25 protein-coding genes are annotated in these 25,705 nt (G+C 65.6%); 10 read left to right on the forward strand and 15 right to left on the reverse strand.

Annotated elements, in window-relative coordinates; translation table 11 throughout:
• Positions 1-56: 56 nt before the first annotated feature.
• Together FRZ44_RS19375 and FRZ44_RS19380 are read right to left on the reverse strand one after the other, a co-directional pair.
• Positions 57-290: a hypothetical protein gene (locus FRZ44_RS19375; RefSeq protein ID WP_151178729.1), complete on the reverse strand. Its 234-nt coding sequence runs from the start codon at positions 288-290 to the stop codon at positions 57-59.
• A complete protein-coding gene (locus FRZ44_RS19380) occupies positions 287-2,398 on the reverse strand; it encodes a portal protein (RefSeq protein ID WP_151178730.1) in 2,112 nt (703 codons plus the stop codon). The genes FRZ44_RS19375 and FRZ44_RS19380 overlap by 4 nt, the downstream gene beginning before the upstream one ends.
• 479 nt (positions 2,399-2,877) lie before the next feature.
• Here FRZ44_RS19380 and FRZ44_RS19385 point away from each other — a divergent pair, with 479 nt between their 5' ends.
• The gene (locus FRZ44_RS19385) at positions 2,878-4,605 is read left to right on the forward strand and encodes an adenylate/guanylate cyclase domain-containing protein (protein WP_151178731.1); all 1,728 of its coding nucleotides are present in this window, start codon (positions 2,878-2,880) and stop codon (positions 4,603-4,605) included.
• A gap of 239 nt (positions 4,606-4,844) precedes the next feature.
• Here the strand turns inward: FRZ44_RS19385 and FRZ44_RS19390 are convergent, their stop codons facing one another.
• The 7 genes from FRZ44_RS19390 to FRZ44_RS19415 all read right to left on the reverse strand — a co-directional run bounded on the left by FRZ44_RS19390 (position 4,845) and on the right by FRZ44_RS19415 (position 9,496).
• Positions 4,845-6,227 carry a GNAT family N-acetyltransferase gene (locus tag FRZ44_RS19390; RefSeq protein WP_225308346.1) on the reverse strand — a complete coding sequence of 461 codons (1,383 nt, stop codon included), beginning with the start codon at positions 6,225-6,227 and terminating at the stop codon, positions 4,845-4,847.
• The gene (locus FRZ44_RS19395) at positions 6,149-6,556 is read right to left on the reverse strand and encodes a hypothetical protein (protein WP_151178732.1); all 408 of its coding nucleotides are present in this window, start codon (positions 6,554-6,556) and stop codon (positions 6,149-6,151) included. Before FRZ44_RS19395 ends, FRZ44_RS19390 begins: the two co-directional genes overlap by 79 nt.
• A gap of 166 nt (positions 6,557-6,722) precedes the next feature.
• On the reverse strand, positions 6,723-7,025 hold the full coding sequence (locus FRZ44_RS19400) for a hypothetical protein (protein ID WP_151178733.1): 303 nt from the start codon (positions 7,023-7,025) through the stop codon (positions 6,723-6,725).
• A 17-nt stretch (positions 7,026-7,042) separates the two neighbouring features.
• On the reverse strand, positions 7,043-8,242 hold the full coding sequence (locus FRZ44_RS19405) for a terminase large subunit domain-containing protein (RefSeq protein WP_225308347.1): 1,200 nt from the start codon (positions 8,240-8,242) through the stop codon (positions 7,043-7,045).
• A 50-nt stretch (positions 8,243-8,292) separates the two neighbouring features.
• Positions 8,293-8,682, reverse strand: a complete 390-nt coding sequence (locus FRZ44_RS27105) for a hypothetical protein (protein WP_191908197.1) — start codon at positions 8,680-8,682, stop codon at positions 8,293-8,295.
• On the reverse strand, positions 8,679-9,245 hold the full coding sequence (locus FRZ44_RS19410; protein WP_151178735.1) for a hypothetical protein: 567 nt from the start codon (positions 9,243-9,245) through the stop codon (positions 8,679-8,681). Before FRZ44_RS19410 ends, FRZ44_RS27105 begins: the two co-directional genes overlap by 4 nt.
• A gap of 26 nt (positions 9,246-9,271) precedes the next feature.
• The gene (locus tag FRZ44_RS19415) at positions 9,272-9,496 is read right to left on the reverse strand and encodes a hypothetical protein (protein WP_151178736.1); all 225 of its coding nucleotides are present in this window, start codon (positions 9,494-9,496) and stop codon (positions 9,272-9,274) included.
• 231 nt (positions 9,497-9,727) lie between these two features.
• On the opposite strand from FRZ44_RS19415, the gene FRZ44_RS19420 reads away from it, so the two are divergent.
• Both FRZ44_RS19420 and FRZ44_RS19425 read left to right on the forward strand, forming a co-directional pair.
• Entirely contained in the window at positions 9,728-10,429 is a 702-nt protein-coding gene (locus FRZ44_RS19420; RefSeq protein ID WP_151178737.1) for an XRE family transcriptional regulator, read from the forward strand.
• 260 nt (positions 10,430-10,689) lie between these two features.
• Positions 10,690-11,052, forward strand: coding sequence for a hypothetical protein (locus tag FRZ44_RS19425; protein ID WP_151178738.1), 363 nt, complete (start codon positions 10,690-10,692; stop codon positions 11,050-11,052).
• A 102-nt stretch (positions 11,053-11,154) separates the two neighbouring features.
• Here the strand turns inward: FRZ44_RS19425 and FRZ44_RS19430 are convergent, their stop codons facing one another.
• From FRZ44_RS19430 to FRZ44_RS19440, 3 genes are all read right to left on the reverse strand, one after another.
• A complete protein-coding gene (locus FRZ44_RS19430; protein WP_151178739.1) occupies positions 11,155-11,439 on the reverse strand; it encodes a hypothetical protein in 285 nt (94 codons plus the stop codon).
• Positions 11,440-11,479: 40 nt separating this feature from the next.
• Entirely contained in the window at positions 11,480-12,466 is a 987-nt protein-coding gene (gene acuI / locus FRZ44_RS19435; protein WP_151178740.1) for an acrylyl-CoA reductase (NADPH), read from the reverse strand.
• Between the two features lie 107 nt (positions 12,467-12,573).
• The gene (locus FRZ44_RS19440; protein ID WP_151178741.1) at positions 12,574-13,911 is read right to left on the reverse strand and encodes a dihydroorotase; all 1,338 of its coding nucleotides are present in this window, start codon (positions 13,909-13,911) and stop codon (positions 12,574-12,576) included.
• Between the two features lie 166 nt (positions 13,912-14,077).
• Between FRZ44_RS19440 and FRZ44_RS19445 the strand changes: the two genes are divergently transcribed.
• From FRZ44_RS19445 to FRZ44_RS19475, 7 genes are all read left to right on the forward strand, one after another.
• Positions 14,078-15,526, forward strand: a complete 1,449-nt coding sequence (locus FRZ44_RS19445) for a mannose-1-phosphate guanylyltransferase/mannose-6-phosphate isomerase (protein ID WP_225308348.1) — start codon at positions 14,078-14,080, stop codon at positions 15,524-15,526.
• A gap of 183 nt (positions 15,527-15,709) precedes the next feature.
• Positions 15,710-17,101 (forward strand): aspartate aminotransferase family protein, encoded by a 1,392-nt coding sequence (locus FRZ44_RS19450; RefSeq protein ID WP_151178742.1) that lies wholly within the window; start codon positions 15,710-15,712, stop codon positions 17,099-17,101.
• Between the two features lie 398 nt (positions 17,102-17,499).
• Positions 17,500-18,594, forward strand: coding sequence for an ABC transporter ATP-binding protein (locus FRZ44_RS19455; RefSeq protein WP_151178743.1), 1,095 nt, complete (start codon positions 17,500-17,502; stop codon positions 18,592-18,594).
• 109 nt (positions 18,595-18,703) lie between these two features.
• Entirely contained in the window at positions 18,704-19,771 is a 1,068-nt protein-coding gene (locus tag FRZ44_RS19460) for an ABC transporter substrate-binding protein (RefSeq protein WP_225308349.1), read from the forward strand.
• Between the two features lie 84 nt (positions 19,772-19,855).
• Positions 19,856-21,112, forward strand: a complete 1,257-nt coding sequence (locus FRZ44_RS19465) for an ABC transporter permease (RefSeq protein WP_151178744.1) — start codon at positions 19,856-19,858, stop codon at positions 21,110-21,112.
• 5 nt (positions 21,113-21,117) lie between these two features.
• On the forward strand, positions 21,118-21,945 hold the full coding sequence (locus FRZ44_RS19470; protein WP_151178745.1) for an ABC transporter permease: 828 nt from the start codon (positions 21,118-21,120) through the stop codon (positions 21,943-21,945).
• 179 nt (positions 21,946-22,124) lie between these two features.
• Positions 22,125-22,664, forward strand: coding sequence for a hypothetical protein (locus FRZ44_RS19475; protein ID WP_151178746.1), 540 nt, complete (start codon positions 22,125-22,127; stop codon positions 22,662-22,664).
• A 127-nt stretch (positions 22,665-22,791) separates the two neighbouring features.
• Here FRZ44_RS19475 and FRZ44_RS19480 read toward each other — a convergent pair whose 3' ends face one another.
• The 3 genes from FRZ44_RS19480 to FRZ44_RS19490 form a co-directional block, all read right to left on the reverse strand.
• Positions 22,792-23,535, reverse strand: coding sequence for an SDR family NAD(P)-dependent oxidoreductase (locus FRZ44_RS19480; RefSeq protein WP_151178747.1), 744 nt, complete (start codon positions 23,533-23,535; stop codon positions 22,792-22,794).
• 144 nt (positions 23,536-23,679) lie between these two features.
• Positions 23,680-24,510, reverse strand: a complete 831-nt coding sequence (locus FRZ44_RS19485) for a universal stress protein (RefSeq protein WP_151178748.1) — start codon at positions 24,508-24,510, stop codon at positions 23,680-23,682.
• Positions 24,511-24,658: 148 nt separating this feature from the next.
• Positions 24,659-25,597, reverse strand: a complete 939-nt coding sequence (locus FRZ44_RS19490; RefSeq protein ID WP_151178749.1) for a cation diffusion facilitator family transporter — start codon at positions 25,595-25,597, stop codon at positions 24,659-24,661.
• Positions 25,598-25,705: the final 108 nt, after the last annotated feature.

Raw genomic sequence — 25,705 nt, forward strand, 5'->3', positions numbered from 1 at the left:
CCACACCCCCTCACCTGCGGGAGGGGGCAGGGGGAGGGGCGCCCGGGAGATTTGCTTTACCTCGCCGGATCTCCCCTCGCCTCGCCCTTCCTCAAATCCCCCGCAAACCCTTTGAGCCGCGCCCTAAGCCGCATCAGCGCGCCCATATCGTGCCAGCATTCCTCGCGCCTCTCGGCATCGAGGGCGGCGCGCCATTCCGCGAGGATGTCGCGCTCGATCGTCTCGAACGCCTCGCGCACATCCTGGTCGTCCAGCAGGGCGGCCACGCGCCGGGCCCGGTCGAGATTCATCCCACGCTCCTGAGCTCGCCGCCGCCGCTCCCGAGCGCCGCCTTGGCCGCCTCGAGCCCGGCCTCGGCCCCCAGCTCCGCGGTCTTGCGCTCATGCTCGAGTCCGGCCTTGACCCGCGCCAGCGCCGCCTCGGCCTCCGCCTTCATGCGCTGGATCTCGATCTGCGCCGCGGCCTTCTGCTTGTCCAGCTCGATCTCCGCCTGCACCTTCATCGCCGCGATCTGCATCTGGCCTTGGGCCCGCGCCTGCTCGATCTGCAGCTGCGCCTGCAGCATCGTCGCGCGCGGATCGGGCGCCGGCGGCGCCGATGCCGCGGGCGGTGCCGGCGGCGCTGCGGCCGCCGGATCGACAAAGAACAGCTCCGGCGCCTTCAGCCCCGCATTCTCGACCAGCCGCGACAACGTGTTGTGGATGTTGGGAAGGGTGACGAGGGGTCCCTGCACCCCGCCCTGGAACTGGATCGCCTGCACCTGCAGCGCCAGGATCGCCCGCAGATGCGCCAGCATCTGGTCCTTGTTGCCGGTTCCGATCCCGACCGTCACGGCGAAATCCATCTGGTCCGACCAGGCGCGCGGGTCCATCGGGACCCAGCGGTTGCGTAAGCGGACGATCTTGGCCTTGTCCTGATATTTGCAGACCAGCTCCAGGGTCTTCTTGAAGGCGCGCTTCAACCCGCTCTCGGCGAACACCCGCGCGATCAGGGCCATCCGCTCCTGGCTGAAATTCGTCACCGCATTGACGCCGGTCGCGGTCTTGTTGATGGCGTCGACATCGAGTCCCTGCGTCATCCGGCTGACACCGGTGCGCATCTCCTTGGCCTGGTCGATATATTCCATCACGCTGAGCGAGGCGCCCGCCGTGAAGGGCACCGTGATCGGCATGATATGATTGCCGACCGGACCCGCCTGGTCCTCGACCCGAACCACGCCGCCGATCTCGCGGTCGAGCGCGTCGCCCAGATTGACCCGCTCCGTGACGCCCAGCCCCGGATTGTTCGTCAGATAGAGATTGTCCAGAACCTGGCGCATCAGCGCCGTCTTGACCTCCTGGATGTCGCCGACCTTGTCGTCGAGGCTCTCGCCGATCAGCTTGTGCGGCGTCGGAAAGGGCGTCCAGGAACAGAAGGGATGGCCGTCCACCTCCTCGTCGAACAGGATCTCGACGCCGGAGGAGGGCCCCGCGACCGTGATCTTGCGCCACTCCGCGACCCCGTCCTCGTCCTCATCCAGCTTGAGATAGCATTCGGCCACCCAGACCGAGCGCATGGCCGGATCGAGGCTCGCCTCGCCATCGCCGGCGCTGTCGTCCTGGTCGGGATGCCGGCGCGCCGACTTCTCGGTATCGAGATCGTCGTCGCCCGGCTGAAGCGACAGGGCCTTCGCCTTCGGCACGCCCATCTCGATCAGGTCGGAGACGGTCTTGCGGCAGCGATGGAACGCGAACGCCATCTCCTCGTCGCAGACGGCCCGTGGGTCGCAGCCGAAATCCTCGGGCGGGATCGCGGCGATCCGCACGCATCCCTCCTCCTCGACCCGGTCGATCGCCAGGTCATGGACCTGCAGGGTCAGTCTCTGCCCCGAGATCGGATCCGTGATGTCCTCGGCCCGTTCCTGCTGCCAGACCACCCGGTCGTCCTCGCCGATCTCGAGCGCATCGAGCTCCTCCGCCGTCAAGCTGCGATAGGTCTCGCGCCGGCGCCGCTCGGTCCGGTCCCACCAGACCTTGATGACGCCGAGGCGCTGCAGCAGCCCATCTTTCAGCCAGTGATGCAGGATCATCGGGCCGTTGTTCTGGCTCGACCAGATCCAGTTCACATAGTCGGTCGCCTGCGCCGCACCGGGTTCGTCCTCCGGCCCCTGCGGCTGGAACTGCCCGATCTGCTCGCTGCCGGCGAAGATCTTCATCAGCTGCGGCATCACGGAATCGACCGACTCCGCGACGTCGCGCCAGACCACCTGCGAATGCCCCTCGCGCTCGCGCCCGTCGGGTTCGCCGCGATAGCGCTGCAGCGCCGAAATCCGCGCGCCCTTGAGCGCGTGAGAGTCCTGCCCCAGCGCCTCGGTCAGGCGCGCCTGAATGATCGATTGAATCGCGCGTTCGGAGAGCATGGTCCTCGCTCGGACTAACGCCCGGAATGAAAGTTAAAGGCCGAGATCGTCGACCTCGGTCGCAGCTTGGAAGTAGAGCGAAGCGATCTGAAAGAGCTAGGGGGTAGGCGAGGGGTACGGCTTCGAAACAGGGCATCGGACGATTCAGAATCGCCCTGATCGGTGTTGACCCGCATATCTCGGATGACCCGAAGCTGGCAGCCCTTCTGTCGCGGCGGAACCAGCGTGCCAGCTTTCGCGCCAACCCGATCTGGTGGTGGGAACCCGGCGTCACGGGCTATGAACCGGACGGAACGCCGATCTATGGCGCCCCGGCTGCCGGCCGGCCTTCGCCGGTCGTCACCACGAGGTAGGTTTTCCTAGGGCCTGAATGACCGGCGGCCTGTGAGCGGAAGCTGTAACCCGGCCCGATAGACACCCCTGCCACTCGCCCATACAATTCCGGACGTCTTGCCTTCCTCCGGCCCTTCGAGCTGCAAATGGCCGAAGAACGCGTCCAACGCCGTCTGGCCGCCATTCTGGCAGCCGACGTGGTGAGCTACAGCCGCCTCATGGAGCAGGATGAGGCGGGCACCCTGGCCGCGCTCAAATCCCTGCGGAAGACCGTGCTGGAGCCGCTGGTGGCCAGGCATCAGGGCCGCATCTTCAAGACCACGGGCGACGGCGTGCTGGTCGAATTCGCCAGCGCGGTCAATGCCGTGCAGTGCGCCACCGATCTGCAGCAGGGCATGGCCGACGCCAATGGCGGCCGGCCCCTGGACCGGCATATCGTTCTGCGCATCGGGGTCAATCTGGGCGACGTCATGGTCGAGGGCGGCGATCTCTATGGCGACGGCGTGAACATCGCCGCCCGCCTGGAGAGCCTTGCCGAGCCGGGAGGCATTTCGGTCTCGGGGGGAGTCTATGAGCAGGTTCGCCGCAAGCTCGATTGCCACTTCGACGATCTGGGTCCGCAATCGGTCAAGAACATCGCCGAACCCTTGCATGTTTATCGCGTCAGGACCGCGCCCCCTTTGCACCCGGCAGCGGAACCGGCGGGTTTGCCGCTCCCGTCCAAGCCCTCCATAGCGGTGCTGCCCTTCAACAATCTGAGCGGCGACCCTGCGCAGGAATCCTTCGCAGACGGATTGAGCGAGGATCTGATCACGGACCTGTCACGGACGGCCGGGCTCTTCGTCATCGCGCGAAATTCCACCTTCGCTTACAAGGGGAAACACACGGACGTGCGCCAGATCGCGCGCGATCTCGGCGTGCGCTATATTCTCGAGGGCAGCGCCCGGCGGTCCGGCGAGCGCGTGCGAATCAACGCGCAGCTCATCGATTCCGTGAAAGGCACTCATCTCTGGGCGGAACGGTTCGACCGCGACCTTCAAGACATCTTCGCCATCCAGGACGAGGTGACGGCGAAGATCGTGGAGGCGCTGGTCGGGATGCTCACGATCCCGCCGCCGCGCAATCGTCCGAAGAACATGGAAGCCTACGAACTATGCCTGCGCGCGCGCTCGATGGCGGAGCAATCGCCGCTCGCCGCGCGCGAGGGAGCTCTCCTGCTTCAGCGTGCGATTGCCTTGGATCCGGACTACGCCGAGGCGCATTGGCGGCTTGCCCACTGCATGTGGACGATATGGGGCCTGTGGTTTGGCACGAAAACGGACCATCGCGCGGCAATTGCGATGGCCGAGAGAGCCGTCGCTCTCGATCCGAACGATGCCAATGGCCGATGGATGCATGGGTACCTGCTCGCTTACGATCGTCAGTTCGAGAAGTCGGAGCGAGAGTTCGCCGCCGCCCTGAAACTCGATCCCAACAATGCCGACGCATGGGCGAATTTATCGGACCTTTCCGTCTGTTCCGGCAAGCACCAGGAGGGGTTGGACCAGATCCAAAAGGCGTTTCGTCTCAACCCGCAGCCGGAGGCTTACTACTATTGGCTGCTTGGGCACGCCTACTACGCGCTGCGCCAATATCAGGCGGCGATCGAAACTTTGCGCAAGGACGCCACCTACCGCACCGGCTCACGGCGCATCCTGGCGGCGAGCCTGGCGCAAGTGGGCCATGTGGATGAAGCGCGACACGAGGCCGAGCTCTATATGCTGACCGATCCGCATTTCAAGATCAGCGACTGGGCCGCCGTGCAACCCTCACGTGATGAGGCCACGCGACAGCATTTTGTCGAAGGATATCGCAAGGCGGGATTGCCGGATTGAGTGATTGCCTAGACGCCGCCGCTGTCGGCGCGCGCCTGGCGCACATCCGAAGAATGGCGGGACAAGCTCACCCTGTCGACGATCCAGACGACCGGTACGGTCATCAGGAAGGGCGAATAGCCCAAGATCTAAGCCACCGGGCCCCGATCCCGCCTCGACAGCGCTCGCACGCCGTCCCTCGCCTGCTCTCGACACAGTCTCGTGAAGTGGCGGGTTACGAGGTTCGTCCGGCGCCGTACTTACAGCGTCTTTTCGTAGATTACATATTCGCGGTTGATCTTGCTCTCGATGGTCTCGGCGATCGCACGCATGCCCTTGTTGTCATCGAGGATCCAGCCGATCTCGCCACGCGAAGCACCATAGCTGGCGACCGCGGCGCGGCGGATATACTCGATCATCATGAAGGCGACCTGGCTCGCCAGGCGCGATGCCTGGAGCCGCTTGACCACGCCCATGAGCGGCACACGTGTCGTCTTCACCTTGGGTGCGCGCAGCCACCACAATAACTTTGCCCAGCCGAATGGAAAAAGCGAGCCGTTCAGGGGCTTCAGCGCCTCGTTGAGATCGGGCAGCGTCAACATGAAGGCGACGGGTTCGCCATCGACCTCGGCGACCCGGGTCAGATCTTCGAAGACGAGCGGCTTGAGCTTCTTGCCGGCATAGGCGATCTCGGCGTCCGTCAGCGGCACAAACCCCCAATTTCCCGACCAGGCATCGTTCAATATGCCCAGGATCAGCGCGGCCTCCTCGTTGAAGCGGCGCTTGTCGACCTTGCGGATGACGATGCGGGCGTTGCGCTCGCCCGACTGGACGATGCGCTGGACGAACGGCGGGAAATCCCGCCTGATATCGAGCTCGTAGGTGTAGAGCGATTTGGCGGGCCTGTGGCCTGCGGCTTCCACCCAACCGCGATAGGCGGAGCTGTTATGCCCCATCATCACCGTCGGCGGATGGTCGAAGCCGCTGACCTGCAGGCCGGCCTCGTCCCACACCGACAGGCTGAGGGGGCCGAGCGATCGCCGCATGCCTTTGGTCCGCAGCCAGTCCTCGGCATGCGCGATGAGCACCCGGAAGGTCGCCTCGTCTTCCGCTTCCATCATGCCCCAATTGCCGGTGCCCGGGCCCATGCCCTGTGCGGCGGGCTGAGCGAGCGCGAGATGGTCGATATGCGCGGAAATCCGGCCGACAGCGCGGCCGTCGCGCTCGGCCAGAAAGAGTTGCGCCTCCGCATGGTCGAACCAGGGGTTCTTGCCAGGCGTGATGAGGCCGTAAACCTCCTGCCTTAGCGGCGGCACCCAATGGCGGTCGCCCGCGTTCCGGCGGAAGGCGAGTTCGACGAAGGCCTTGCGATCGGCCGCGGTCTCGACGGGCCGAATGATGATATGCGTGTTCATGCTGTCCGGGCGCGTTTTCTTGTTTCTTTTGTCGTCCTTGGCCTCGTCATCGTCAACCAGCTCATCTTCTTGACGGTTATCGATGCCGCGGAGCCGGGATCGATCTGGACGGATATCGCCTGATCCGTCGCCATCTTGCAGCCCGGCACTCACCGCTGCCGTTGCATCCGTAGTGCGCTGGCGAGGCACCAAAGAAGCAACGCCGCATGAAGTAACATTGCCGGCCATATCAGCACGCCCCGCATGGCCAGGCCGAAGGCGGAATAGGCCAGAACGAGGGCGGCAAGACCATTGTACAGGGTGACCCCTATGAGCAGGCTGAGGCCGGCTTGAGATCGGTGGAATGTCCCCGCGCCCCAACTCATGGCACCCACGGCAAGCAGGGCCGCTCCGCCCAGCCGCGCCAACAGCAGGGTTACCGGCACAGACTCGGTCTGACCGAATAGCAGGCAGATGCGGAGGTCAGGCGCCAGGATCAGGCCCAGGCCAGTCGCGCATTCAAGGCACGCGAACAGGCTGAGGATCAGGCTGCGCCTTTCGTCTTCATCGCCAACCATCCGGAGAGCTCCTAGCTTTGCGACTCGAATTTGATCGCACCCCCGATCCTCATGAGACTAGCACTCTGGGCGTCAATCGCCGCAGTTTTCCCTGAGGGAATTCGTCAGACAATTCGCGGGTCGGCCGGCGACCGGGGCAACGGAAGACCCGGGGTGGCAGCCCGATCTAACGCGGACGTTTGTTCTTCTTTGCATCGGGCTTTGGAGCGCTCGCCTCTGGGGTACCGGCGTCCTGCGAACTGTGCGCGACATCCGCCGCCGCTGTATCGACACCCAGCACCGCCACGCGGGCCGAGACCTGCCCCGGATCGTAGCCAGCCAACCGCTCCAGCTCGGGCCCATGCTCGGCCAGCGCCAGCGCCGCCGCCTCGTCGCCGCTGGGCGCCTCGACGATCACCGCACGGCTGCGCGACAACATCCGCCCCGCCTCATCCCGCTCGAAATAACCCAAAGTCACCTTCTGCAGCATGTCGTCGCTCCTGTCCCCTAAACCACCCAACCCCGATCCCGCTTCGGCAGCGCCCGCGCGCCGTCCCGCAGCTGCGCCAGCCCGATTGAGAGATAGCGGAAGGCATCGGCGCCATGGCTCGACCAGTCATGAACCGGCCGCGAGCGATAGGCCCGGAGCTTCTCGTCATAATCCCGCCGGTAATGGCGTAGCGCCGAGATGCCGGCGGCGCAGGCCTCGCGATCGAACCAGCAGCGCGGCAACAGCAGCCGCGCCGCATTGACGCCATCCTCGATCCGCAGGGCCGGCAGCACGCGTCCCTTGAGCCCCAGCGAGGCCAGAGTCTCGATCCGGCTCACGCCGGTCCCGAGCTCGCGCACCTCGGCGTCATGCGGCAGCCAATGCTCGCCATAGACATAGCCGCGCTGCTGCAGCACCCGGACATAATGCTCGAGGCCCTCGCCCGAGGCTTCGTAATAGCCGATCAGCCGCACCTCGGCGCCGGCGGCCTGGGCGAACCAGATCGCAGTCGAATCGTCCATCCCGAGGTCCCACGCTGTATGCACCGGCAGCCGCGGGTCATAAGGCACCTGGCCGATCCGCGTCTGGGCGACGGCCTCCTCGATCAGCCTTCCGTAATAGCTGCCAGCGACTGCGCTTTCGAAGCTGCACTCGAACTCCTGCGCATATTCCTCGGGCGTCATGATGCGCCGCGCGGCCGCGAGTTCTTCCTCGGCGATGAGCCCCGTCTCGCTCGCCCGATGCAGCGCCGTGAACCAGTCCGGGTCGAGGCGCGCGGTCTCGTAGATCTCGTGGAATCCGTTGCGGCCCTGGGGCGTGCCGATGAAGACCGCCCAGCCCTGCCGGTCCGAAAGCGCCGGCCGCACCACCTCGCCGAAGATGCGCGGCGCCATCTGGCCATATTCGTCGAACACGATGCCGTCGATATAGAGCCCGCGCAGCGCGTCGGGATTGTCGGCGCCGAGCAGCGTGATGCGCGCCCCATTGGGCAAATCCACCCTGAGCTCGCCCTCATGGCGCTGCGCCCCCGGAATCGGTCCGGTGAAATGCTTGAGATAGTCCCAGGCGACCGCCTTGGCCTGGCGATAGGTGGGCGCCAGATAGGCGAAGCGCGGGCGTGGCGCCGGACACCGCACCGCGGCGCGGATCAGGTGGTTGACGCAGAGGACGGTCTTCCCGAACCGCCGGTGGCAGACCACCACATTAAACCTGCGCATCTGCTCATGGAGCGCCTGCTGCAGCGGCCGCGGGCGATAGGGCAGCGCGATCAGCGGCCCCTCTTGTCTCCCGCTTCCTTGCCGGTCCCGGCCTTCTCCGCTTCGCCCTTGGGTTTCTTCGGCTGGTTCCGCGTCCTGTTGTTCGATTCCATCCATGCGAGGCGTACGACCTGTTCCGGGGCGGCGCGCTTGCCGCCACTGGCCTCTGGCGCGGACCCCGCCCCGTCGACCGACGTTCCCAACGCCCACGCCACCAGGCTGGTCGCTGCCGTGATGCGGGCGGCTGCGGGCGCGTTCAGGTCCCTGGCGACGGCCGCAAGCGCGCGCATCGCCCCGCCGCAATGCTGCTGGGCCAACCGGCGCACATGGTTCTCGGGCGACTCTTTGTCGTTTGCCGTGACCCGAGATCGTCGAGTACGGGTAGGGCTGGCGTTGCTCATGGCCGAGTCCTCCGGCGGGCGAGACCGTAGGTTTCCTCGAGGGCGCTCAGGCCCCGGATGACGGCCTCCTTGTGGATCGCATCGCGTTGCCGTTGCACCGCGTCGGTGCGCGGCAACTGCTGCTTCGCCGACTTGGGGTGAAGGAATTGCGGCCAGTTGCCGAACACGGCGACGTTCTCCGTCGCCTCTGCCACCAGCCGGCTCTCCAGAAGCAACCGTCGCTTGCCCCGCCGATAGAGCCGGCGGGCCAGGGCCTGCAAGGCGTCGTCGCCCTCGACCGGCGCGGGCAACGCGTTCATGGCCAACTGCTCGTAATGGACGTTCGTGCTGAGATGAGGCCATCGAACCGCGCGGCGATAAAGCCAGGCGTAGTAGCGGCCGGCCTCGGCCTGGGAAGGCACGATCAGCTTCTTCGCCGCCATGAGGGCCAGCGGGTCTTCCGACAAGGTCGGGTCCGCGCCGTTCACACGCAGCGCGCGATGGCGCTGCAGTTCGGGCGTGCCGGTATCGACGACGATCGGATGTTTGCGCGGCCGGCCGCGTTTGCGGGGCGTGTCTGCCATGAAGACTCCTCCCGGGTCGCGGGCCCTTAATCCAGTTCCTCCTCGTCGAGCCCGAGCGCCCAGCGCTTGGCCCATTCGATCAGCCACAGCGCGCGCTCCGCCGTCATCTCGCTGTTGATCACCTCGAACGCCCCATCGGCCGTGACGCCGAGCCCGATCACATCCTCCCATTCGAGCTTGGCGATCTCGGCCGTGGCCTGGGTCGGCTTCAGCGTGTCGGACAGCGGGAAATCGACGACGGGTGACGACATGCGCGCACTCCATATCTTCACCTCCCCCCTTGAGGGGGAGGCTGGGGTGGGGGGTATGTCTCAGGAAAGACCGCGCCCGCGGGCAGCGAACTCGCTCGAAGCTCAGAAGTAGAGCGAAGCGATCATATTAACGCCTTCCCTTGCGAGCGTACGCATTTATACAAAAATCCTACCGCAAAGTCAACTGATTTTGCGGTTGAAACTTATCCACAAGCCTGCTATCGGTGGCGCATGAGCGAGATCTCGGAAGCCGCCCGGCGGCTCAAACATTTGCGCGAGCGATCCGGCCTTTCCATGCGCCAGGTCGCCGACGCGCTCGGCTGGTCGCTCACCCGCTACCAGCATTACGAGGACCGTTACAAGCGCCGCTGGCTGCCGCTCGATCTGACGCGCCAGCTGGGCTCGCTGTTCGAGACCCGCGGCATCGACCCGCAGGAGCTCCTCGCCCTCGCCGGCCTCGAGGCGCCGGACCTGCCCGCGCCGCGCATGGGTCCCGCGTCGGGACCGGCGATCAATGCGCGCGACCTCGTGATGGCGCCGCCCGGCCTCGGCCGCGACCTGCCGGTGCTCGGCGCCGTCAAGGGCGGCTCGGAGGGATTCTATTTCAACGAAGGCGAGGCCAAGGAATTCGTGCTGCGGCCCGTGGGGCTGCAGGGCGTCGCCAACGGCTTCGCGCTCTATGTGGATGGCGACAGCATGGAGCCGCGCTACTTCGCCGGCGAGATGCTCTATGTGAACCCCAATCGGCCGATCACCAAGGGCTGCTTCGTCGCGATCGAGCTTGCCGACGGCCAGGGCCTCATCAAGCAGTTCCTGCGCCGCAGCGACGACCTCATCGTGCTGCGCCAGTTCAATCCCGCGAAGGACCTCCGCCTCGCCGCCCGCGACGTGAAGCGCCTCTACCGCATCACCGGCTCCGCCGAGACCAGTTGAACGTAAATCTCCCTCCCCCTACCCCCTCCCGTGAAGGGAGGGGGCGTGATCTTTTCACATTCAAGCCCCTTCCCCTTGCGGGAGGGGAGCGAGAACTAACATCAATCCAGCCCCCTCCCCTTGTGGGAGGGGGTTAGGGGGAGGGGTGGACGACCCGATTCAGCCCGCAGAAGAATCCTCTTGCCAATCATACGCCTTTTGCGTATCATTTGCCGCGAAAAACCAAACGTCACCGCAACCAAGGACCCGGGAGGATCGGCATGCCGAGAGGCTTCGTCGCGCGCGAACTCAGCATTCTGGCTTATGCGAATGGCTTCACCCTCTGGCACTACCGCACCAACGACAAGCCCGAGCTGGTCCTGTCGGGCGAATGCGGCAATCCCGACTACACCGGCTATTTCGCCCCCGCCTGCGATCTCCTGCGCCGCGGCGACCAGATCATCGTCAGCTTCGGTGGCGGTCCCGAGCCCGATCTCACGACCCTGATCGTCACCGAAGCCGTGCCTTGCGGCTATGTGACGGTCCGTCCGCTGGGTGGACGCAGCGCGCCCGAAGGCAACGCCCTTCCCCTCGCCCCCACTCCCGACCCCGCGCCGGCCGGGCCGGCCGCGATCGCGGGTTAGCGATCGGCTCTCGTTTCAGCAGAATTTCGTCAGGGCTTCCCGCCCCTTGTCCCGTCTCCCCTTGCGGGGACGGGATGAGGGTGAGGGGAGGCGAGCATTCGCCTACATCCCCGGATCGGACCGCGTGATCGTCACGCCGGGCGCCTGCTGCGCGGGCATCTCGGTCGGCGGCGCGCCGTAATAGCCGATCATGCGGTTATATTCGCCCGGCAGCGGCTGCGCATAGCAATCGGGCGTGCCCAGCGAGTGGTAGCAATAGATCGTGGGCGGTTCGACATAGGCAATCACGTCGGGCTGGTTAGGCTGGCACATGCTGATGGCAGAGGCCGTCCCTGCCAGGGCCAGCATCGACATGACTTTCGGCCGCCGGGATCCCGTATTGACCATCTTGCGACCTCCCGTGCCGCGGGCGCCCTGCCCTCGCCGCCTACTTCCTCACATCCACGACGACACGGCCGCGCACCTTGCCGGCCAGGATGTCGGCGCCCAGCTTCGGCAGATCGGCCAGGGTCGCCTTCTGGATCATGGCGTCGATCTTGTCCGCCGGCAAATCGCGCGCGAGCCTGGCCCAGGCCTCTTTCCGGCGCTCCATCGGGCACATCACCGTGTCGATGCCGAGCAGATTGACGCCGCGGAGCAGGAACGGAATGACCGTGGTCTCGAGCTTGGTCCCGCCGGCGAGCCCGCAGGCCGCCGCCCCGCATCCATATTTGAGATTGGCCAGCACATTCGCCAGCGTGCTGCCGCCCACCGCATCGACGCAGCCGGCCCAGCGCTCGCTGTCGAGCGGCTTGCCGGACGGCGTCGCGATGCTGGCGCGGTCGATGATCTCGGCCGCCCCCAGCGACTTCAGATAGTCATGCGTCTCGGCGCGGCCAGTCGAGGCCACGACCTTGTATCCCAGCTTCGCCAGCACCGCGACCGCGACGCTGCCCACGCCGCCAGCCGCACCCGTCACCAGCACCTCGCCCTTGTCGGGTTTGAGGCCATGCATCTCGAGCGCGATGATTCCCAGCATCGAGGCATAGCCCGCCGTACCGATCGCCATCGCCCGCTCCGGCGTCAACCCCTTCGGCAGCGGGATCAGCCAGTCGCCCTTGACCCGCGCCTTCTCGGCATAGCCGCCCCAATGCAGCTCGCCGACGCGCCAGCCATTGAGCATGACCTTGTCGCCCGCCTTCCAGGAAGGATGGCTCGAGCTCTCGACCGTGCCGACGAAATCGACGCCCCCGACATGCGGATATTTCCGCACCAGCCTTCCCAGCCCGCCCAGCACCAGCCCATCCTTGTAATTGAGCGTGCTGAACTCGACGGCGACCGTCACGTCGCCTTCGGGCAATGCCGATTCCTCGAGCGATTTGATGCTGGCGGAAACCTTCCCGTCTTTCTCTTCGAGCAGCAGGGCTTTGAACATGGGGCAAAGGCTCTTGTTGAAGGGTGTAAAAGCGAGGCCGGACTCTGAGGGGAGCCCGGCCTCTCGTCAACCGAACTCGCTCGAAGCTTTAAAGTAGAGCGTAGCGATCACATGGAGCCGAGGCACTCCGCGAACCGCACCGGCCGGCCGATGGGCCGTCCGATCAACTCGTCCTCGCGCATGACGATATGGCCGCGCACCACCGTGGCCTTGGGCCAGCCCGTCACGGACCGGCCGTCGAACGGCGTCCAGCCGCAGCGCGTGGCCTGCTGCTTGGATTCGATGGTCCGCTTGGCCTTGAGATCGACGATCGAGAGGTCGCCATCGTAACCGACGGCGATGCGTCCCTTGCTCGCGACGTTGTAGATCCGGGCAGGGCCGGCACTGGTGAGATCGACCAGCCGCTCGAGCGTCAGCCGCCCCGCATTCATGTGATCCAGCATCAGCGGCAGCAGCGTCTGCACGCCGGGCATGCCCGAGGGGCTCTGCGGATAGGGCTTCGCCTTCTCGTCCTTCGTATGAGGCGCGTGATCCGAGCCGATCACGTCGACGATGCCGTCGCGCACCGCCTGCCACAGCGCCTCGCGGTGGCGCATCTCGCGGATCGGCGGGTTCATCTGCGCGAAGGTCCCGAGCTCGCGATAGCAGTCGGGCGCCGCCAGCGTCAGATGCTGCGGTGTCACCTCCATGGTGACGAGATCCTTGTTGGCGGCGAGGATCGGAACCTCCTCCGCCGTCGTCACATGCAGGATATGGACGCGGCGCTTGGCCTGGCGTGCCAGCCGCATCACCCGCTGCGTGGCCCGGGTCGCCGTCTCCACGTCGCGCCAGACCGGATGCATCACCGGATCGGCGCCGTCCTTCACCAGCGCATGGCGTTCGCGCAGGCGATATTCGTCCTCCGAATGGATCGCGACACGCCTTGTGCCATTGCCCAAGGCGCGCAGCAGCGTCTCGTCGTCGGCCACCAGCAGCGTGCCGGTCGAGCTGCCCATGAAGATCTTGATGCCCGCAGCGCCCGGCAGCCGCTCCAGCTCGCCCAGCGTTTCCGCATTCTCGGTGGTGGCGCCGACGAAGAAGGCGACGTCGCACCAGACCCGGCCTTCGGCCAGGCTCAGCTTCTCGGCCAGGGCCTCGGCCGTGGCCGTGTTGGGATTGGTGTTGGGCATCTCGAAGATCGCGGTGACGCCGCCCAGCGCCGCGCCGGCCGTGCCGGTCGCGAGATCTTCCTTATGGGTCAGGCCGGGTTCGCGGAAATGCACCTGGCTGTCGATCACGCCCGGCAGCACATGCAGCCCCTTGGCATCGAGGACCGTGTCCGCGGGCAGATCGATGCGACCGATCGCGGCGATCTTCCCATCGGCGATCGCGATATCGGCCTCGACGAGCCCTGAGGGCGTCATCGCCCTCCCGCCTTTGACAATCAGATCGAAGCGCTCTGCCACAGTTTTGTCTCCCTGCCCGTCACGCGAACATCTCTACCAGTTTGTCAGAGTCGGCGCATCCGGAAGGCATCGCCTTCGCTGTTCCGCCCGTACCCCAGCCCGGCCCGGGAGTGCCCATCGCCCGCCTGTGGGCAAGGGCTCCGTTAACCCCAGCGAGATTGGCGTCATGAACGAATTGCGTTACTACTCGAACACGATGCAGGTACGCCCCGTGATCCTGTCGGGCGGTGCCGGGACCCGGCTCTGGCCCCTCTCCCGCGCCACCTATCCCAAGCAGCTCATGCCGCTGCTCTCCGAGGAGAGCCTGCTGCAGGCGACGGCCCGGCGCGTGGCGCCCGCTCATGGCTTCCTGCCGCCCTTGATCGTCTGCAATGCCGAGCACCGCTTCATGGTGGCCGAGCAGCTCCGCAGCATCGAGGTGGCGCCCGAGGCCATCCTGCTGGAGCCGCTGGCCCGCAACACGGCACCGGCCGCCGCCGCCGCCGCCCTCGGCGCCGAAGCCATCGACCCGGAATCCGTCCTCCTGCTGCTGCCGTCGGACCATCATGTGGCCGACCCGGAGAGCTTCCGCGCGGCGGTCGCCACCGCCCTGCCCGCGGCCCTCGCCGGCTTTCTCGTGACCTTCGGCATCACCCCCAACAAGCCCGAGACCGGCTATGGCTATATCCGCCTCGGCGCCGAGCTGCCCGAAGCGCCGGGCTGCCAGCGGGTGGCCAAGTTCGTCGAGAAGCCCGACCTGCCGACCGCGCGGGCCTACCTCACCGCCGGCGACCATGTCTGGAACGGCGGCATGGTGCTGTTCCAGGCGCGCCGCCTGATCGAGGAGCTGGAGCGTTACGAGCCCGCCATGCTGGTCGCCGTGCGGGCCTCGCTCGCCGCCGCCGAGCGCGACCTCGACTTCACACGGCTGAACGAACCGGAATTCGCCAAGGCCATCTCGAAATCGATCGACTATGCCGTGCTCGAGCGCACCGCCATGGCGGCGGTGGTGCCCTGCGACATGGGGTGGTCCGATGTCGGCTCCTGGGACAGCCTGTGGGAAGCCGCCGACAAGGACGCCGAAGGCAACGCGATCATCGGCGATGTGGTCGCCGTCGGTGTCCGCGACAGCTATCTGCGCGCCGAAAGCCGCCTCCTGGCGGTCCAGGGCCTGACCGGCGTCGTCGCCGTCGAGACCCCCGACGCCGTCCTGGTCCTGGCCCGCGACAAGGCCCAGGACCTGCGCTCCGTGGTGGCCGCCCTCGACCAGAAGGGCCGCCACGAGCATCTGCGCCACCGCAAGGTCTTCCGGCCCTGGGGCTCCTACGAGCAGGTCGATGCCGGCGACCGCTTCCAGGTGAAGCGGCTGATCGTCCGGCCGGGCGGCAAGCTCTCCCTGCAGCGCCACGCCCAGCGCGCCGAGCATTGGGTGGTCGTCCGCGGCATGGCGCGGGTGACCCGCGACGGCCAGCTCTTCGACCTGGTGGCCAACCAGTCCGCCTATATCCCCCTGGGCGCCGCGCATCGGCTGGAGAACCCGGGCGAGGAACCGCTCCATATCATCGAGGTCCAGTCGGGCGGCTATCTGGGGGAGGACGACATCGTCCGCCTGGAGGATGTCTACGGCCGGCGCTGATCGCCCGCGATGCTTCGCGGCCTGTTTGTCACCCTGACATTGCCGCTGAGCTGCCGGCTTTGACTCGCCCGCAGGCAATCGGAATAGTGTTCGCCTCGGCGGCGCCGTCGGTCTTTGAGATCGCCGGCGCCCAGCCTCATGAACAACGCTTCACGGTCGCCCTCCGCGGGAGGTGGGCATCTCATGAATCAGATCAAGCCGAACTCATTGGCCGCGCGCGACATCGCCTATCACCTGCATGGCTATACCAATGCGGTGCGCCAGGAACAGGAAGGCTCTCTCATCCTGACCGAGGGCAAGGGCATCTATGTTCATGACGAGAACGGCAAAGCCTATATCGAAGGCATGGCCGGCCTCTGGTGCGCGTCGCTGGGGTTTGGCGAGGAGCGTCTGGTCGACGCCGCCATCAGGCAGATGAGGAAGCTGCCCTATTATCACACCTTCAGCCAGAAGACCTCGTCGGTGACCGTCGAGCTCGCCGAGAAGCTGATCGGCATCGCGCCGGTGCCGATGTCGAAGGTCTATTTCGCCAGCTCCGGCTCCGAGGCGAACGATACCGTCGTCAAGATGGTGTGGTACTACAACAACGCGCTCGGCCGGACGAAGAAGAAGAAGATCATCTCGCGCCAGAAGGGCTACCACGGCGTCACGGTGGCGTCCGCCAGCTTGACCGGGCTGCCCAACAATCATCGCGACTTCGATCTGCCGATCGCCAACATCCTCCACACCGACTGCCCGCATTACTATCGCTACGGGCAGGAGGGCGAGAGCGAGGCGCAGTTCGCCCAACGCATGGCCGACAGCCTCGAAAAGCTCATCCTTGCCGAGGGACCGGACACGATCGCGGCCTTCATCGCCGAGCCGGTCATGGGTGCCGGCGGCGTCATCGTTCCGCCCGCCGGCTATTTCGACCTGATCCAGCCGATCCTGCGGAAATACGACATTCTCTTCATCGCCGACGAGGTGATCTGCGGCTTCGGGCGCACCGGCAACATGTTCGGGTCCCAGACCTTCAAGATGAAGCCCGACATCGTCACCGTCGCCAAGGCTCTGTCTTCTGCCTATTTGCCGATCTCGGCCGTGATGATCAACGAGAAGGTCTACTCCGTCCTGCGCGACAACAGCGGCAAGATCGGCGTCTTCGGCCATGGCTACACCTATTCCGGCAACCCCGTCTGCGCCGCCGTCGCGCTCGAGACCCTGAAGATCTACGAGGAACGCAACATCGTGGATCAGGTTCGTCGCATCGCCCCCACGTTCCAACGCGAGATGCGGCGCTTCGCCGATCATCCGCTGGTGGGCGAGGTGCGCGGCGTGGGTCTCATCGGCGCTATCGAACTGGTGAAGAACAAACAGACCAGGGAGTCCTTCGCACCGCAGCAAGGTATTGCGGCCCAGACCAGCAAGTTCTGCCAGGAACTGGGCCTCATCACCCGCGGAATGGCGGACGGCATGGCCTTCTGCCCGCCGCTGATCATCACCGAGGCTGAAATTGAGGAGATGTTCCGGCGCTTTTCCAAGGGCCTCGACGCGACCTGGGCCTGGGTTCGCGAGCAAGGTCTCGTCGCCGCCTGAGGCTGATACCAATCGGTCGGCGGTTCGGAGGCGTGGCCCAAAAGCGTGCCGGTTCCCGCCCCCGGGCGTCCGGCCCGGTCAGAGGACGGTGTAACCCGCTATTCCGGTTTCCCGTCAAACCTGTCCGGAACGTCAGCGGCTCGCCCGCACACCTGCCCCCTCCTCGGGCAGGGCTCCGCGAAAAGGCGGCAACGGGGCTGCCCTATCCGCCGGGGCGCGCTGCCAGGCGGGGCAGCAGGACCGTTTTCTCGGGCCACCATCTTCTTGCGAAACAAATGACTCCCAATTGAAGGAATCGTACCGTAGCATTTCGCACCGCACCCGAACGCGGCCGGCGACCCGCTGGCCTCGTAGAAAGAAGTGCGGAAACAAAGATCTGGGAGTGACGCGGTCGGGTAATGAACAAGCGGCAGGATAATTACGTCAGCTTCAAGGACGTCCAGAAGAGCTATGACGGCGAGACTCTGGTCGTCAAAAACCTGAACATGGATATCGCCCAGGGCGAGTTCTTGACCATGCTCGGGCCCTCGGGGTCCGGCAAGACCACCACCCTGCTCATGCTGGCCGGCTTCGAGGTGCCGACCAATGGCCATATCTATCTGGACGGGCAGCCGATCGACAACATGCCGCCGCACAAGCGGAATATCGGCATGGTGTTCCAGAACTACGCCCTCTTCCCGCATATGACGGTCGAGGAAAACCTCGCCTTCCCCCTGCAGGTCCGCAAGATGGGCAAGGCCGAGATCGAGAGCCGCATCAAGCGGGCCCTCGACATGGTCCAGCTCGGAATCTATGGCAAGCGCCGCCCTGCCCAGCTCTCGGGCGGCCAGCAGCAGCGCGTCGCCGTGGCCCGGGCGCTCGTTTTCGATCCCAAGCTCGTGCTGATGGACGAGCCGCTGGGCGCCCTCGACAAGCAGCTGCGCGAGCAGATGCAGTTCGAGGTCAAGCATCTCCATGACCGCCTCGGCATCACGATCGTCTATGTGACGCACGATCAGAGCGAGGCGCTCACCATGTCCAACCGGATCGCCGTCTTCAATGACGGCATCATCCAGCAGCTGGCGACGCCCGACGATCTCTATGAGCGTCCCCTGAACGCCTTCGTGGCGCAGTTCATCGGCGAGAACAACAAGATCCGGGGCCGGATCAAGGCCACCAACGGCACCACCTGCCAGGTCGAGATCGAGGGTGGCGGCACTGTCCAGGCGACCCCGGTCAAGATCGACGGCGTCGGCTCGCCGACCGTGCTGTCGCTGCGGCCCGAGCGCGTGCGGGTCAATCCGCCCGCCGGCACGATGCCCAACCTCTTCACCGCCAAGGTCGAGGAGCTGATCTATCTCGGCGACCATATCCGCACCCGGGTGACGGTGTGCGGGAACAGCGATTTCGTGATCAAGGTGCCGAATTCCGAGGGCGCCCATCAGTTCGAGCCGGGCGCCACCATCGCGGTCGGCTGGAAAGCGGAGGATTGTCGGGCGCTCGACGCGCACTGACAGACGAGCTCTTGAGCCCGCGCCGATCGATGAACCCAGGCGCGGTCCCCCAGAGCGGTTTCAACCGCCGGCAAAAAAACACCGGCATTTTGCAGGGAGTGCAGTAGAGATGAAGATCCGCATGTTGATGACGAGCGCCCTCGTCATGGCCGGCGTCGCGGCTTTCGCCCTGACGCTGACCAAGCCTGCCGCTGCCGACGACAAGGCGTTGACCGTCGTATCTTGGGGCGGTGCCTATCAGCACAGCCAGCAAGAAGCCTATATCAAGCCATTCGCGAAGGAGACCGGCACCAAGATCACCGAAGAGGAATATAACGGCGAGATCGCCAAGATCCGCGCCATGGTCGAAGCCAAGGCTGTGACCTGGGATGTCGTCGACGTCGATACCCAGACCGCGTTGGCAGCTTGCGCCGAGGGCATCCTCGAGCCGATCGACTACGCCAAGGTCGGCGTCGATAAATCCAAGATGATCGGCGGCGACCAGTTCGACTGCGCCGTGCCGACGATCCTTTACTCCACCATCTTCGCCTACGACGCCGACAAGCTGAAGGACGGCCCCAAGACGGTCGCCGACCTGTTCGACCTCAAGAAGTTCCCCGGCAAGCGCGCCCTCCAGAAGAACCCATTCATCAACCTCGAATGGGCGCTGATGGCCGATGGCGTGGCGACCAAGGACCTCTACAAGGTGCTGAACACGAAGGAAGGCGTGGACCGCGCCTTCAAGAAGCTCGACACCATCAAGAAGGACGTCGTGTGGTGGGAAGCCGGCGCCCAGACGCCGCAACTGCTCGCCGACGGCCAGGTGGTGATGGGCTCGACCTGGAACGGCCGCATCCAGAACGCGGTCGTGAACGATCACAAGAACTTCGTGATCGTGTGGGACGGCCAGGCCCCCGACTATGATCTCTGGGCGATTCCGAAGGGCACGCCACGCCTGGATCTCGCCTATCAGTTCATCGCCTTCTCGACTCGGGCGGACAACCAAGCCAACCAGACCAACTACATCTCCTACGGCCCGGGCAACAAGGACGCCATCGCGCTGATCAAGCCGGACGTGCTGAAGGATCTGCCATCGGCGCCGGACAACATGAAGAATGCCATCATCGTCGACCCGCAGTTCTGGGCCGACCATGGTGAGGAGCTGCGCGACCGGTTCAACGCCTGGCTCGCTCAGTAATCTTGTTCGCCGGGGAGGGAGCCTCCGGGTTCCCTCCCCGACTGTTTTCTACGCCCCGCCTTTCTTCTAAAAGTGGCTCGAATTATGGTCGCGACGACGGCACCCGACATCGTACGCACGGCCGATGGCGTTCCGCTCAAGCTGAAGCTGCAGCGCGTCGAGCGGTCCCGGCGCCTGAAGGCGTTGGGCCTCGTTCTGCCCCTGCTCATCTTCATCGTCATGTCGTTCGTGGTGCCGATCGGCACGATGCTCAAGAACGCGATCGACGATCCCGAGGACATCAGCAAGGTCCTGCCGGCGACGATGCAGGCGCTGCAGAGCTGGAATGGCCAGGACATTCCGGACGAATCCGTCTTCGCCGCGTTCGTCGCGGACATCAAGCAGGCGCAAAAGGACAAGACGTCCGCCCTGGTCGGCAAGCGGTTGAACTACGAGATTCCGGGCATTCGCAGCAAGGTGATCGCCGGCGCGCGAAAGATCGAGAAGCTCGAGGCCGGCCCTTACAAGGATGCGCTGATCGCGATGGACGCCGTCTGGGGCCAGCAGGAGACCTGGGCCACCATCAAGCGCGCCAGCAGCCCCTGGACCGCCTTCTATCTCCTGGCGGCGCTGGATTTCGAGCGCAACGCCGATAACGCGATCCAGAACGTGCCCCCGGAGCAGGCGATCTACCGGACCATCTTCGTGCGCACCTTCTGGATTGCCTTCCAGGTGACGCTGGCGACCCTGCTGCTGGGATTCCCCGTCGCCTATCTGCTGGCGACGCTGCCGACGCGCTATTCGAACCTGCTGATGATCTTCGTGCTGCTGCCCTTCTGGACCTCGCTCCTGGTGCGCACGACCGCTTGGTTTGTCCTGCTGCAGGACAATGGCCTCATCAACGAGGTGATCCAACTCCTGCATTTGTGGGACGGGCCGCTGCGGCTGATCTTCAGCCGATTCGGCACCATCCTCGCCATGACCCACATCCAGCTGCCCTTCACGCTGCTGCCGATCTATAGCGTCATGAAAACCATCTCGCCCAGCCATGTGCGGGCCGCGCGTTCGCTCGGCGCCGGACCGTTCTATGCGTTCTGGCGCGTCTATTTCCCGCAGACGATCCCGGGCATCGCCGCCGGCTGCCTTCTGACCTTCATCCTGGCGCTGGGTTACTACATCACCCCGGCGCTGGTCGGCGGCGCCACCGACCAGATGGTCAGCAGCATGGTCGCGTTGGCGATCAACCAGGAGAACAACTGGGGCAAGGCTTCGGCGCTGGGCGCCATCCTCCTGTTCGCGACGCTAATTCTCTTCACGGTCTATAATCGTCTCGTCGGCGTCGACAAGATGAAGTTCGGGTGATCCTGATGCCGATGCCAGCTTACGCAACGACCCCGGAACGAGCCTGGTTCTACGCCCACCGCGTGATCGTGGCCGCCATCCTGGTGTTCCTCATCGCGCCGATCCTCGTGATCATGCCGCTCTCGTTCAATTCCGAGCCCTATTTCAGCTACCCGATGCCGGGCCTGTCCTTGCGCTGGTACGAAGATTTCTTCACCAACGTCCGGTGGACCTCGGCTTTGAAGATGAGCATCATCGTCGCGGTCTCGGTGACGCTGGTTTCGACCGCACTCGGTACCCTCGCCGCCCTGGGGTTGAGCCGCCCGCGCTTCCCGGCGCGCGGCATCATCATGAGCCTGCTGATTTCGCCGATCATCGTGCCGGTCATCATCTCGGCCATCGGCATGTATTTCTTCTACACGCGCATCGGCCTGACCAACAGCATCCCGGGGATCGTGCTGGCCCATACCGCGCTGGCGACCCCCTTCGTCGTCATCACTGTGACGGCGACGCTTTCGGGGTTCGATCAGACCCTCACGCGCGCGGCCGCGAGCCTTGGCTCCAATCCGGTCCATTCCTTCTTCAAGATCACATTGCCGCTGATTCTGCCGGGTGTGATCTCGGGCGGCCTCTTCGCCTTCGTCACCTCCTTCGACGAGGTCGTGGTGGTGCTCTTCATCGCCAGCCCCGAGCAGCGCACCCTGCCCAAACAGATGTTCAGCGGCATCCGCGAGATGATCAGCCCGACCATCACCGCGGCGGCGACCCTGCTGATCGTCTTTGCCGTGACGATGTTGACCACGGTCGAGCTCCTGCGCCGGCGCTCCGAGCGGCTGCGCGGCATCCGGAACTGACCCAAGTGATCCCCTCCCCCGCATTGCGGGGGAGGGTAAGGGAGGGGGCTGCTCGGTCGACCGCGTCCTCCCTCTCCCTGGCCCTCTCCCGCAAGCGGGAGAGGGGATAAGAGCCAGCCCCGTTATGGACTTGGTCTCCCGGCCTGGCCTAAAGTCCCGGCCGTCCGGAACCCATCCCCATGAATCGCGACAACAGCCTCATCCCGAGCGAAGCCGTCCGCCTCGCGGCTCTGGGCAGCCTGTGGCAGGGACCCAAGCGCTATGCCGAGCTGGCGACGGAAGTCCGCCATTTCACCGGCCGCATCGTCGGGCCCTCGCTGGAATTGCTGGGACCCTCGCTCGAGGTGCTGCGGCTCGAAGGGCTGATCGATGCCGAACCGGGCAGCGGCCAGGGCGCCTCGGCGCTCATGGCGCTCACGGAGGCGGGCCGGCAGGAGCTCCAGCGCCTGATGACGGCAAGCCTGCGCGGGCCTCTGGGCGAGATCAACAAGCTCTTCGTCGCGCTCAAGATGCGTTTCATCGACGCGCTGACGCCGGAAGAGCGGCGCCTGCAGGCCGATCTCCTTGCCGAGATCTGCGAGCAGGAGCTGGCCCGCCTCAACGATCTGCGCGCGCATCACGCCGGCGAGCCAGGCCACCTGCTCGACTGGCTCGACCACGACATCGCCCAGACCGAATCCCGCCTCGCCTGGTTCCGCGCGCTGCGGGAAAGGTTGTAGGGAGCGCATATCATCTCCTCCCCCGTCTTCGGGGGAGGATTGAGGAGGGGGATGACGCGATGTCAGCGAGCGAGCAGCCCCCTCCCTTGCCTTCTCCCGTTCCGGGGGAGGGGATGATCCCAGAGCGTCAAAACAGATGCTGCCCGCCGGTGACGAAGATCTCGGTTCCCGTCACATAGGAGAAATCCTCGGTGCAGAGCCGGAACACCGCCGAGGCGACCTCGGACGGCAGCCCCATCCGATGCATCGGGATGCGCGGAATCAGCGCCTCATATTCCGGGCCGATCATGGCGGTCTCGATCTCGCCCGGCGCCACCGCATTGACCCGCACGCCGAGACTCGCGAACTCGACGGCCATCTCGCGCGTCAGCGCCGAGAGCGCCGCCTTCGAGGTCGAATAGGCCGAGCCGGCGAAGGGATGGATCGCATGGCCTGCGATCGAGGTGATGTTGACGATCGAGCCCCGGCCCTTATGCAGCGCCTTGGCGAACCCGCGCGCAAGGCGCAGCGGCACGAAGAGATTGAGCTCGAACACCTCGCGCCAGCCCTCGATATCGCCGTTGAGGCAGCCGAGACGCTCCTTGAACGGTGTCTTGGGCGAGATGGCGGCGTTGTTGATCAGCGCGGTCAGCGATCCCGCGCCGCCCAGCAATGCGTTCGCCTCGGCCACGAAGCGCTCGAGGTCGTCCGACTGGGCCAGGTCGGCGGTGATGTGCTTGGCCCAGTTCGGATCGCGCTTGCATTCCTCGGGCGGCGCTTCGCGGCTGCAGGTGATCATGCGCCAGCCCTCCTGGCTGAAGCGCTTGACGGTGGCGTGCCCGATGCCGCGGCTGGCACCGGTGAGGATCATGGTTTTGCGGTCGTCGGTCATGAAGGCATTCTAGCGCGTTCTGGCCTTCTCATCTCCTCCCCCGCCGGCGGGGGAGGACAAAGGAGGGGGATGACGCGGTGTGGATCGCGCGGCCCCCTCCCTAACCCTCCCTCGCCCGCGGGGGAGGGGACAAAGCCAACAGGTTCAATGCGCCATCAGCACCGGCAACGCGGCATTGGCCAGCACATAGCGGGTGGTGCCGCCGAGGATCATCTCCCTGAGGCGGCTATGGCCATAGCCGCCCATCACCACCAGGTCGGCCGACAGGCTGGCGATGCGATCGAGCAGGGCCCGTCCGATCGGCCCGTTGCCGAGCTCCAGCCGGACGACTTGCGGATCGATCTTGTGGCGCGAGAGATAGGCGCCCAGCGCCGCCGCCGGCGCCGGCTTGTCTTCGTCGCCGACGGTCAGCACCGTCACCTGCTTGGCCTTGCGGAGAAACGGCAGGGCCGCCGCGACGGCGCGGGCCGACTGCGCGGTCCCGTTCCAGCCCACGACGATATTGTCGCCCGTGACGCCGGAATAGCCGGCCGGCACGATCAGCGCCGGATGGCCGGTATCGAAGATGGCGGCGTCCAGCAGCGCCGTCTGGGTCAGGCTGTCCTCGCCCGACGGGCGCGCCATCACCACCAGATCGGTCAAACGGCCCGCCGCCGCGAGACTGTCAGGCCCGGGTCCCACCACCTCGCGCCAGGTCGTGGCGCCCGGCGCTTCGGCCGCGAGCCGGTCATAGGCTTCGCGCGCGCGCTTGGCGCGGGTTTCGACCGCCTGGGTCATGGATTCGATCATCTGTTCCACCAGGGCGCCCGACATGCCTTCGCCCACGATGGGCACCAGCGTCGAGGGATCGGCCCGCAGATGCAGCACCTCGAGATGGGCCTCGAATTTGCGCGCCAGCCCGAGGGCTGTCTTGAGCACGCTGTCACTGGCCTGCCCGCCGTCGGCGAGCGCCAGGATCGTGGCAATGTGGGACATCAACCGCCCTCCTCGTTTCGGGATCACTGTCTTGACGTTTCTTGCCGGCCTTTCCTGGCCGGAACCAGGTCAGCCTATAAGATTCCGCGCGGACTGACTTGCGGTAAATCAACCGCATCCGGCCGCCCGGCAAGCCTCCATAACCGGTTCAGGTGAATGTTTTGCGACCTTCGGCCACCCCTTCGGGGTCCTCGTGGATGATGACCTCGGCGGCCGGAAACTCCTTCAGAATGGCGGCCTCGACCTCGTCCGACAGGATATGAGCTTCCGTCAGCCGCATCTCCGGATCCATTTCCAGGTGGAACTGGATGAACCGATGGGGGCCGGACCGGCGCGTGCGCAGATCATGCATGTTGCGCACTCTTGGATTGGCCATGACGATCGCCCGAATCCGGCTGCGTTCCTCATCCGGCATTTCCCGGTCCATCAGCATGTCGAAGGCGCTGCGGGCAATCTGCCAGGCGGTGAAACCGACATAGAACGACACGCCGATCGCGAAGATCGGGTCGGATCGGTTCCAGCCGAATTGGCTCGAGAGCACCAGGGCCGCCAGCACGGCCAGATTGGCGGCGATGTCGCCGACATAGTGAAGCGAATCGGCCGAGACTGCGATCGACCTCGTGCGCCGGATCACATGGCGCTGGAACAGGACCAGGACCAGCGTCAGCGCCATGGAGAACAGCATGACGCCGATGCCGACGATCCCGTTCGTGACCGGCTGCGGCGACACCAGCCGTCCGATCGATTCGAACAGCAGGAAGGCGGCCGAGCCCGCGATGAACGTCGATTGTCCCAGGCCCGCGAGGGCCTCGGCCTTGCCATGGCCGAAGCGATGCTCGCGGTCGGCCGGCGTCAGCGCATGACGAACCGCGATCAGATTGACCAGCGAGGCCGCCGCATCCATGAGCGAGTCCAGGAGGGTCGACAGCATGCTGACCGAATCGGTCAACAGATAGGCCACGACCTTGGCCAGGATGAGGACCAGCGCCGTCGCCACCGAGGCATAGGTCGCCAGGCGCATCAGCCTCGCAACGCCGGCGGGCACGCTCGATTGGTCGATGGTTGCAGGGGCGGCGGGTGACGACATCAAACGAGGCGAATCCTCGAGCTTCCTTTCTTCCCCTCCCCCTTGAGGGGAGGTTGGGGTGGGGGCGATCGCAGAACGCGATGCCGAGAGAACTCTCCAGCGTGCAAA

The sequence above is a fragment of the Hypericibacter terrae genome, assembly GCF_008728855.1.
Lineage (GTDB): Bacteria > Pseudomonadota > Alphaproteobacteria > Dongiales > Dongiaceae > Hypericibacter > Hypericibacter terrae.

Excerpts from the sequence above, each read along its gene's own strand:
- FRZ44_RS19485 (WP_151178748.1), bottom strand. The coding sequence starts at position 24,510 with ATGTCCCACATTGCCACGATCCTGGCGCTCGCCGACGGCGGGCAGGCC.
- FRZ44_RS19400 (WP_151178733.1), bottom strand. The coding sequence starts at position 7,025 with ATGCTGCAGAAGGTGACTTTGGGTTATTTCGAGCGGGATGAGGCGGGG.
- FRZ44_RS19425 (WP_151178738.1), top strand. The coding sequence starts at position 10,690 with ATGCCGAGAGGCTTCGTCGCGCGCGAACTCAGCATTCTGGCTTATGCG.
- FRZ44_RS19390 (WP_225308346.1), bottom strand. The coding sequence starts at position 6,227 with ATGGCCGGCAATGTTACTTCATGCGGCGTTGCTTCTTTGGTGCCTCGC.
- FRZ44_RS27105 (WP_191908197.1), bottom strand. The coding sequence starts at position 8,682 with ATGAGCAACGCCAGCCCTACCCGTACTCGACGATCTCGGGTCACGGCA.
- FRZ44_RS19430 (WP_151178739.1), bottom strand. The coding sequence starts at position 11,439 with ATGGTCAATACGGGATCCCGGCGGCCGAAAGTCATGTCGATGCTGGCC.
- FRZ44_RS19475 (WP_151178746.1), top strand. The coding sequence starts at position 22,125 with ATGAATCGCGACAACAGCCTCATCCCGAGCGAAGCCGTCCGCCTCGCG.
- FRZ44_RS19470 (WP_151178745.1), top strand. The coding sequence starts at position 21,118 with ATGCCGATGCCAGCTTACGCAACGACCCCGGAACGAGCCTGGTTCTAC.
- FRZ44_RS19415 (WP_151178736.1), bottom strand. The coding sequence starts at position 9,496 with ATGTCGTCACCCGTCGTCGATTTCCCGCTGTCCGACACGCTGAAGCCG.
- FRZ44_RS19410 (WP_151178735.1), bottom strand. The coding sequence starts at position 9,245 with ATGGCAGACACGCCCCGCAAACGCGGCCGGCCGCGCAAACATCCGATC.
- FRZ44_RS19380 (WP_151178730.1), bottom strand. The coding sequence starts at position 2,398 with ATGCTCTCCGAACGCGCGATTCAATCGATCATTCAGGCGCGCCTGACC.
- FRZ44_RS19375 (WP_151178729.1), bottom strand. The coding sequence starts at position 290 with ATGAATCTCGACCGGGCCCGGCGCGTGGCCGCCCTGCTGGACGACCAG.
- FRZ44_RS19445 (WP_225308348.1), top strand. The coding sequence starts at position 14,078 with ATGAACGAATTGCGTTACTACTCGAACACGATGCAGGTACGCCCCGTG.
- FRZ44_RS19480 (WP_151178747.1), bottom strand. The coding sequence starts at position 23,535 with ATGACCGACGACCGCAAAACCATGATCCTCACCGGTGCCAGCCGCGGC.
- FRZ44_RS19450 (WP_151178742.1), top strand. The coding sequence starts at position 15,710 with ATGAATCAGATCAAGCCGAACTCATTGGCCGCGCGCGACATCGCCTAT.
- FRZ44_RS19385 (WP_151178731.1), top strand. The coding sequence starts at position 2,878 with ATGGCCGAAGAACGCGTCCAACGCCGTCTGGCCGCCATTCTGGCAGCC.
- FRZ44_RS19405 (WP_225308347.1), bottom strand. The coding sequence starts at position 8,242 with ATGCGCAGGTTTAATGTGGTGGTCTGCCACCGGCGGTTCGGGAAGACC.
- FRZ44_RS19395 (WP_151178732.1), bottom strand. The coding sequence starts at position 6,556 with ATGGTTGGCGATGAAGACGAAAGGCGCAGCCTGATCCTCAGCCTGTTC.
- FRZ44_RS19460 (WP_225308349.1), top strand. The coding sequence starts at position 18,704 with ATGAAGATCCGCATGTTGATGACGAGCGCCCTCGTCATGGCCGGCGTC.
- FRZ44_RS19465 (WP_151178744.1), top strand. The coding sequence starts at position 19,856 with ATGGTCGCGACGACGGCACCCGACATCGTACGCACGGCCGATGGCGTT.
- FRZ44_RS19490 (WP_151178749.1), bottom strand. The coding sequence starts at position 25,597 with ATGTCGTCACCCGCCGCCCCTGCAACCATCGACCAATCGAGCGTGCCC.
- FRZ44_RS19455 (WP_151178743.1), top strand. The coding sequence starts at position 17,500 with ATGAACAAGCGGCAGGATAATTACGTCAGCTTCAAGGACGTCCAGAAG.
- acuI (WP_151178740.1), bottom strand. The coding sequence starts at position 12,466 with ATGTTCAAAGCCCTGCTGCTCGAAGAGAAAGACGGGAAGGTTTCCGCC.
- FRZ44_RS19420 (WP_151178737.1), top strand. The coding sequence starts at position 9,728 with ATGAGCGAGATCTCGGAAGCCGCCCGGCGGCTCAAACATTTGCGCGAG.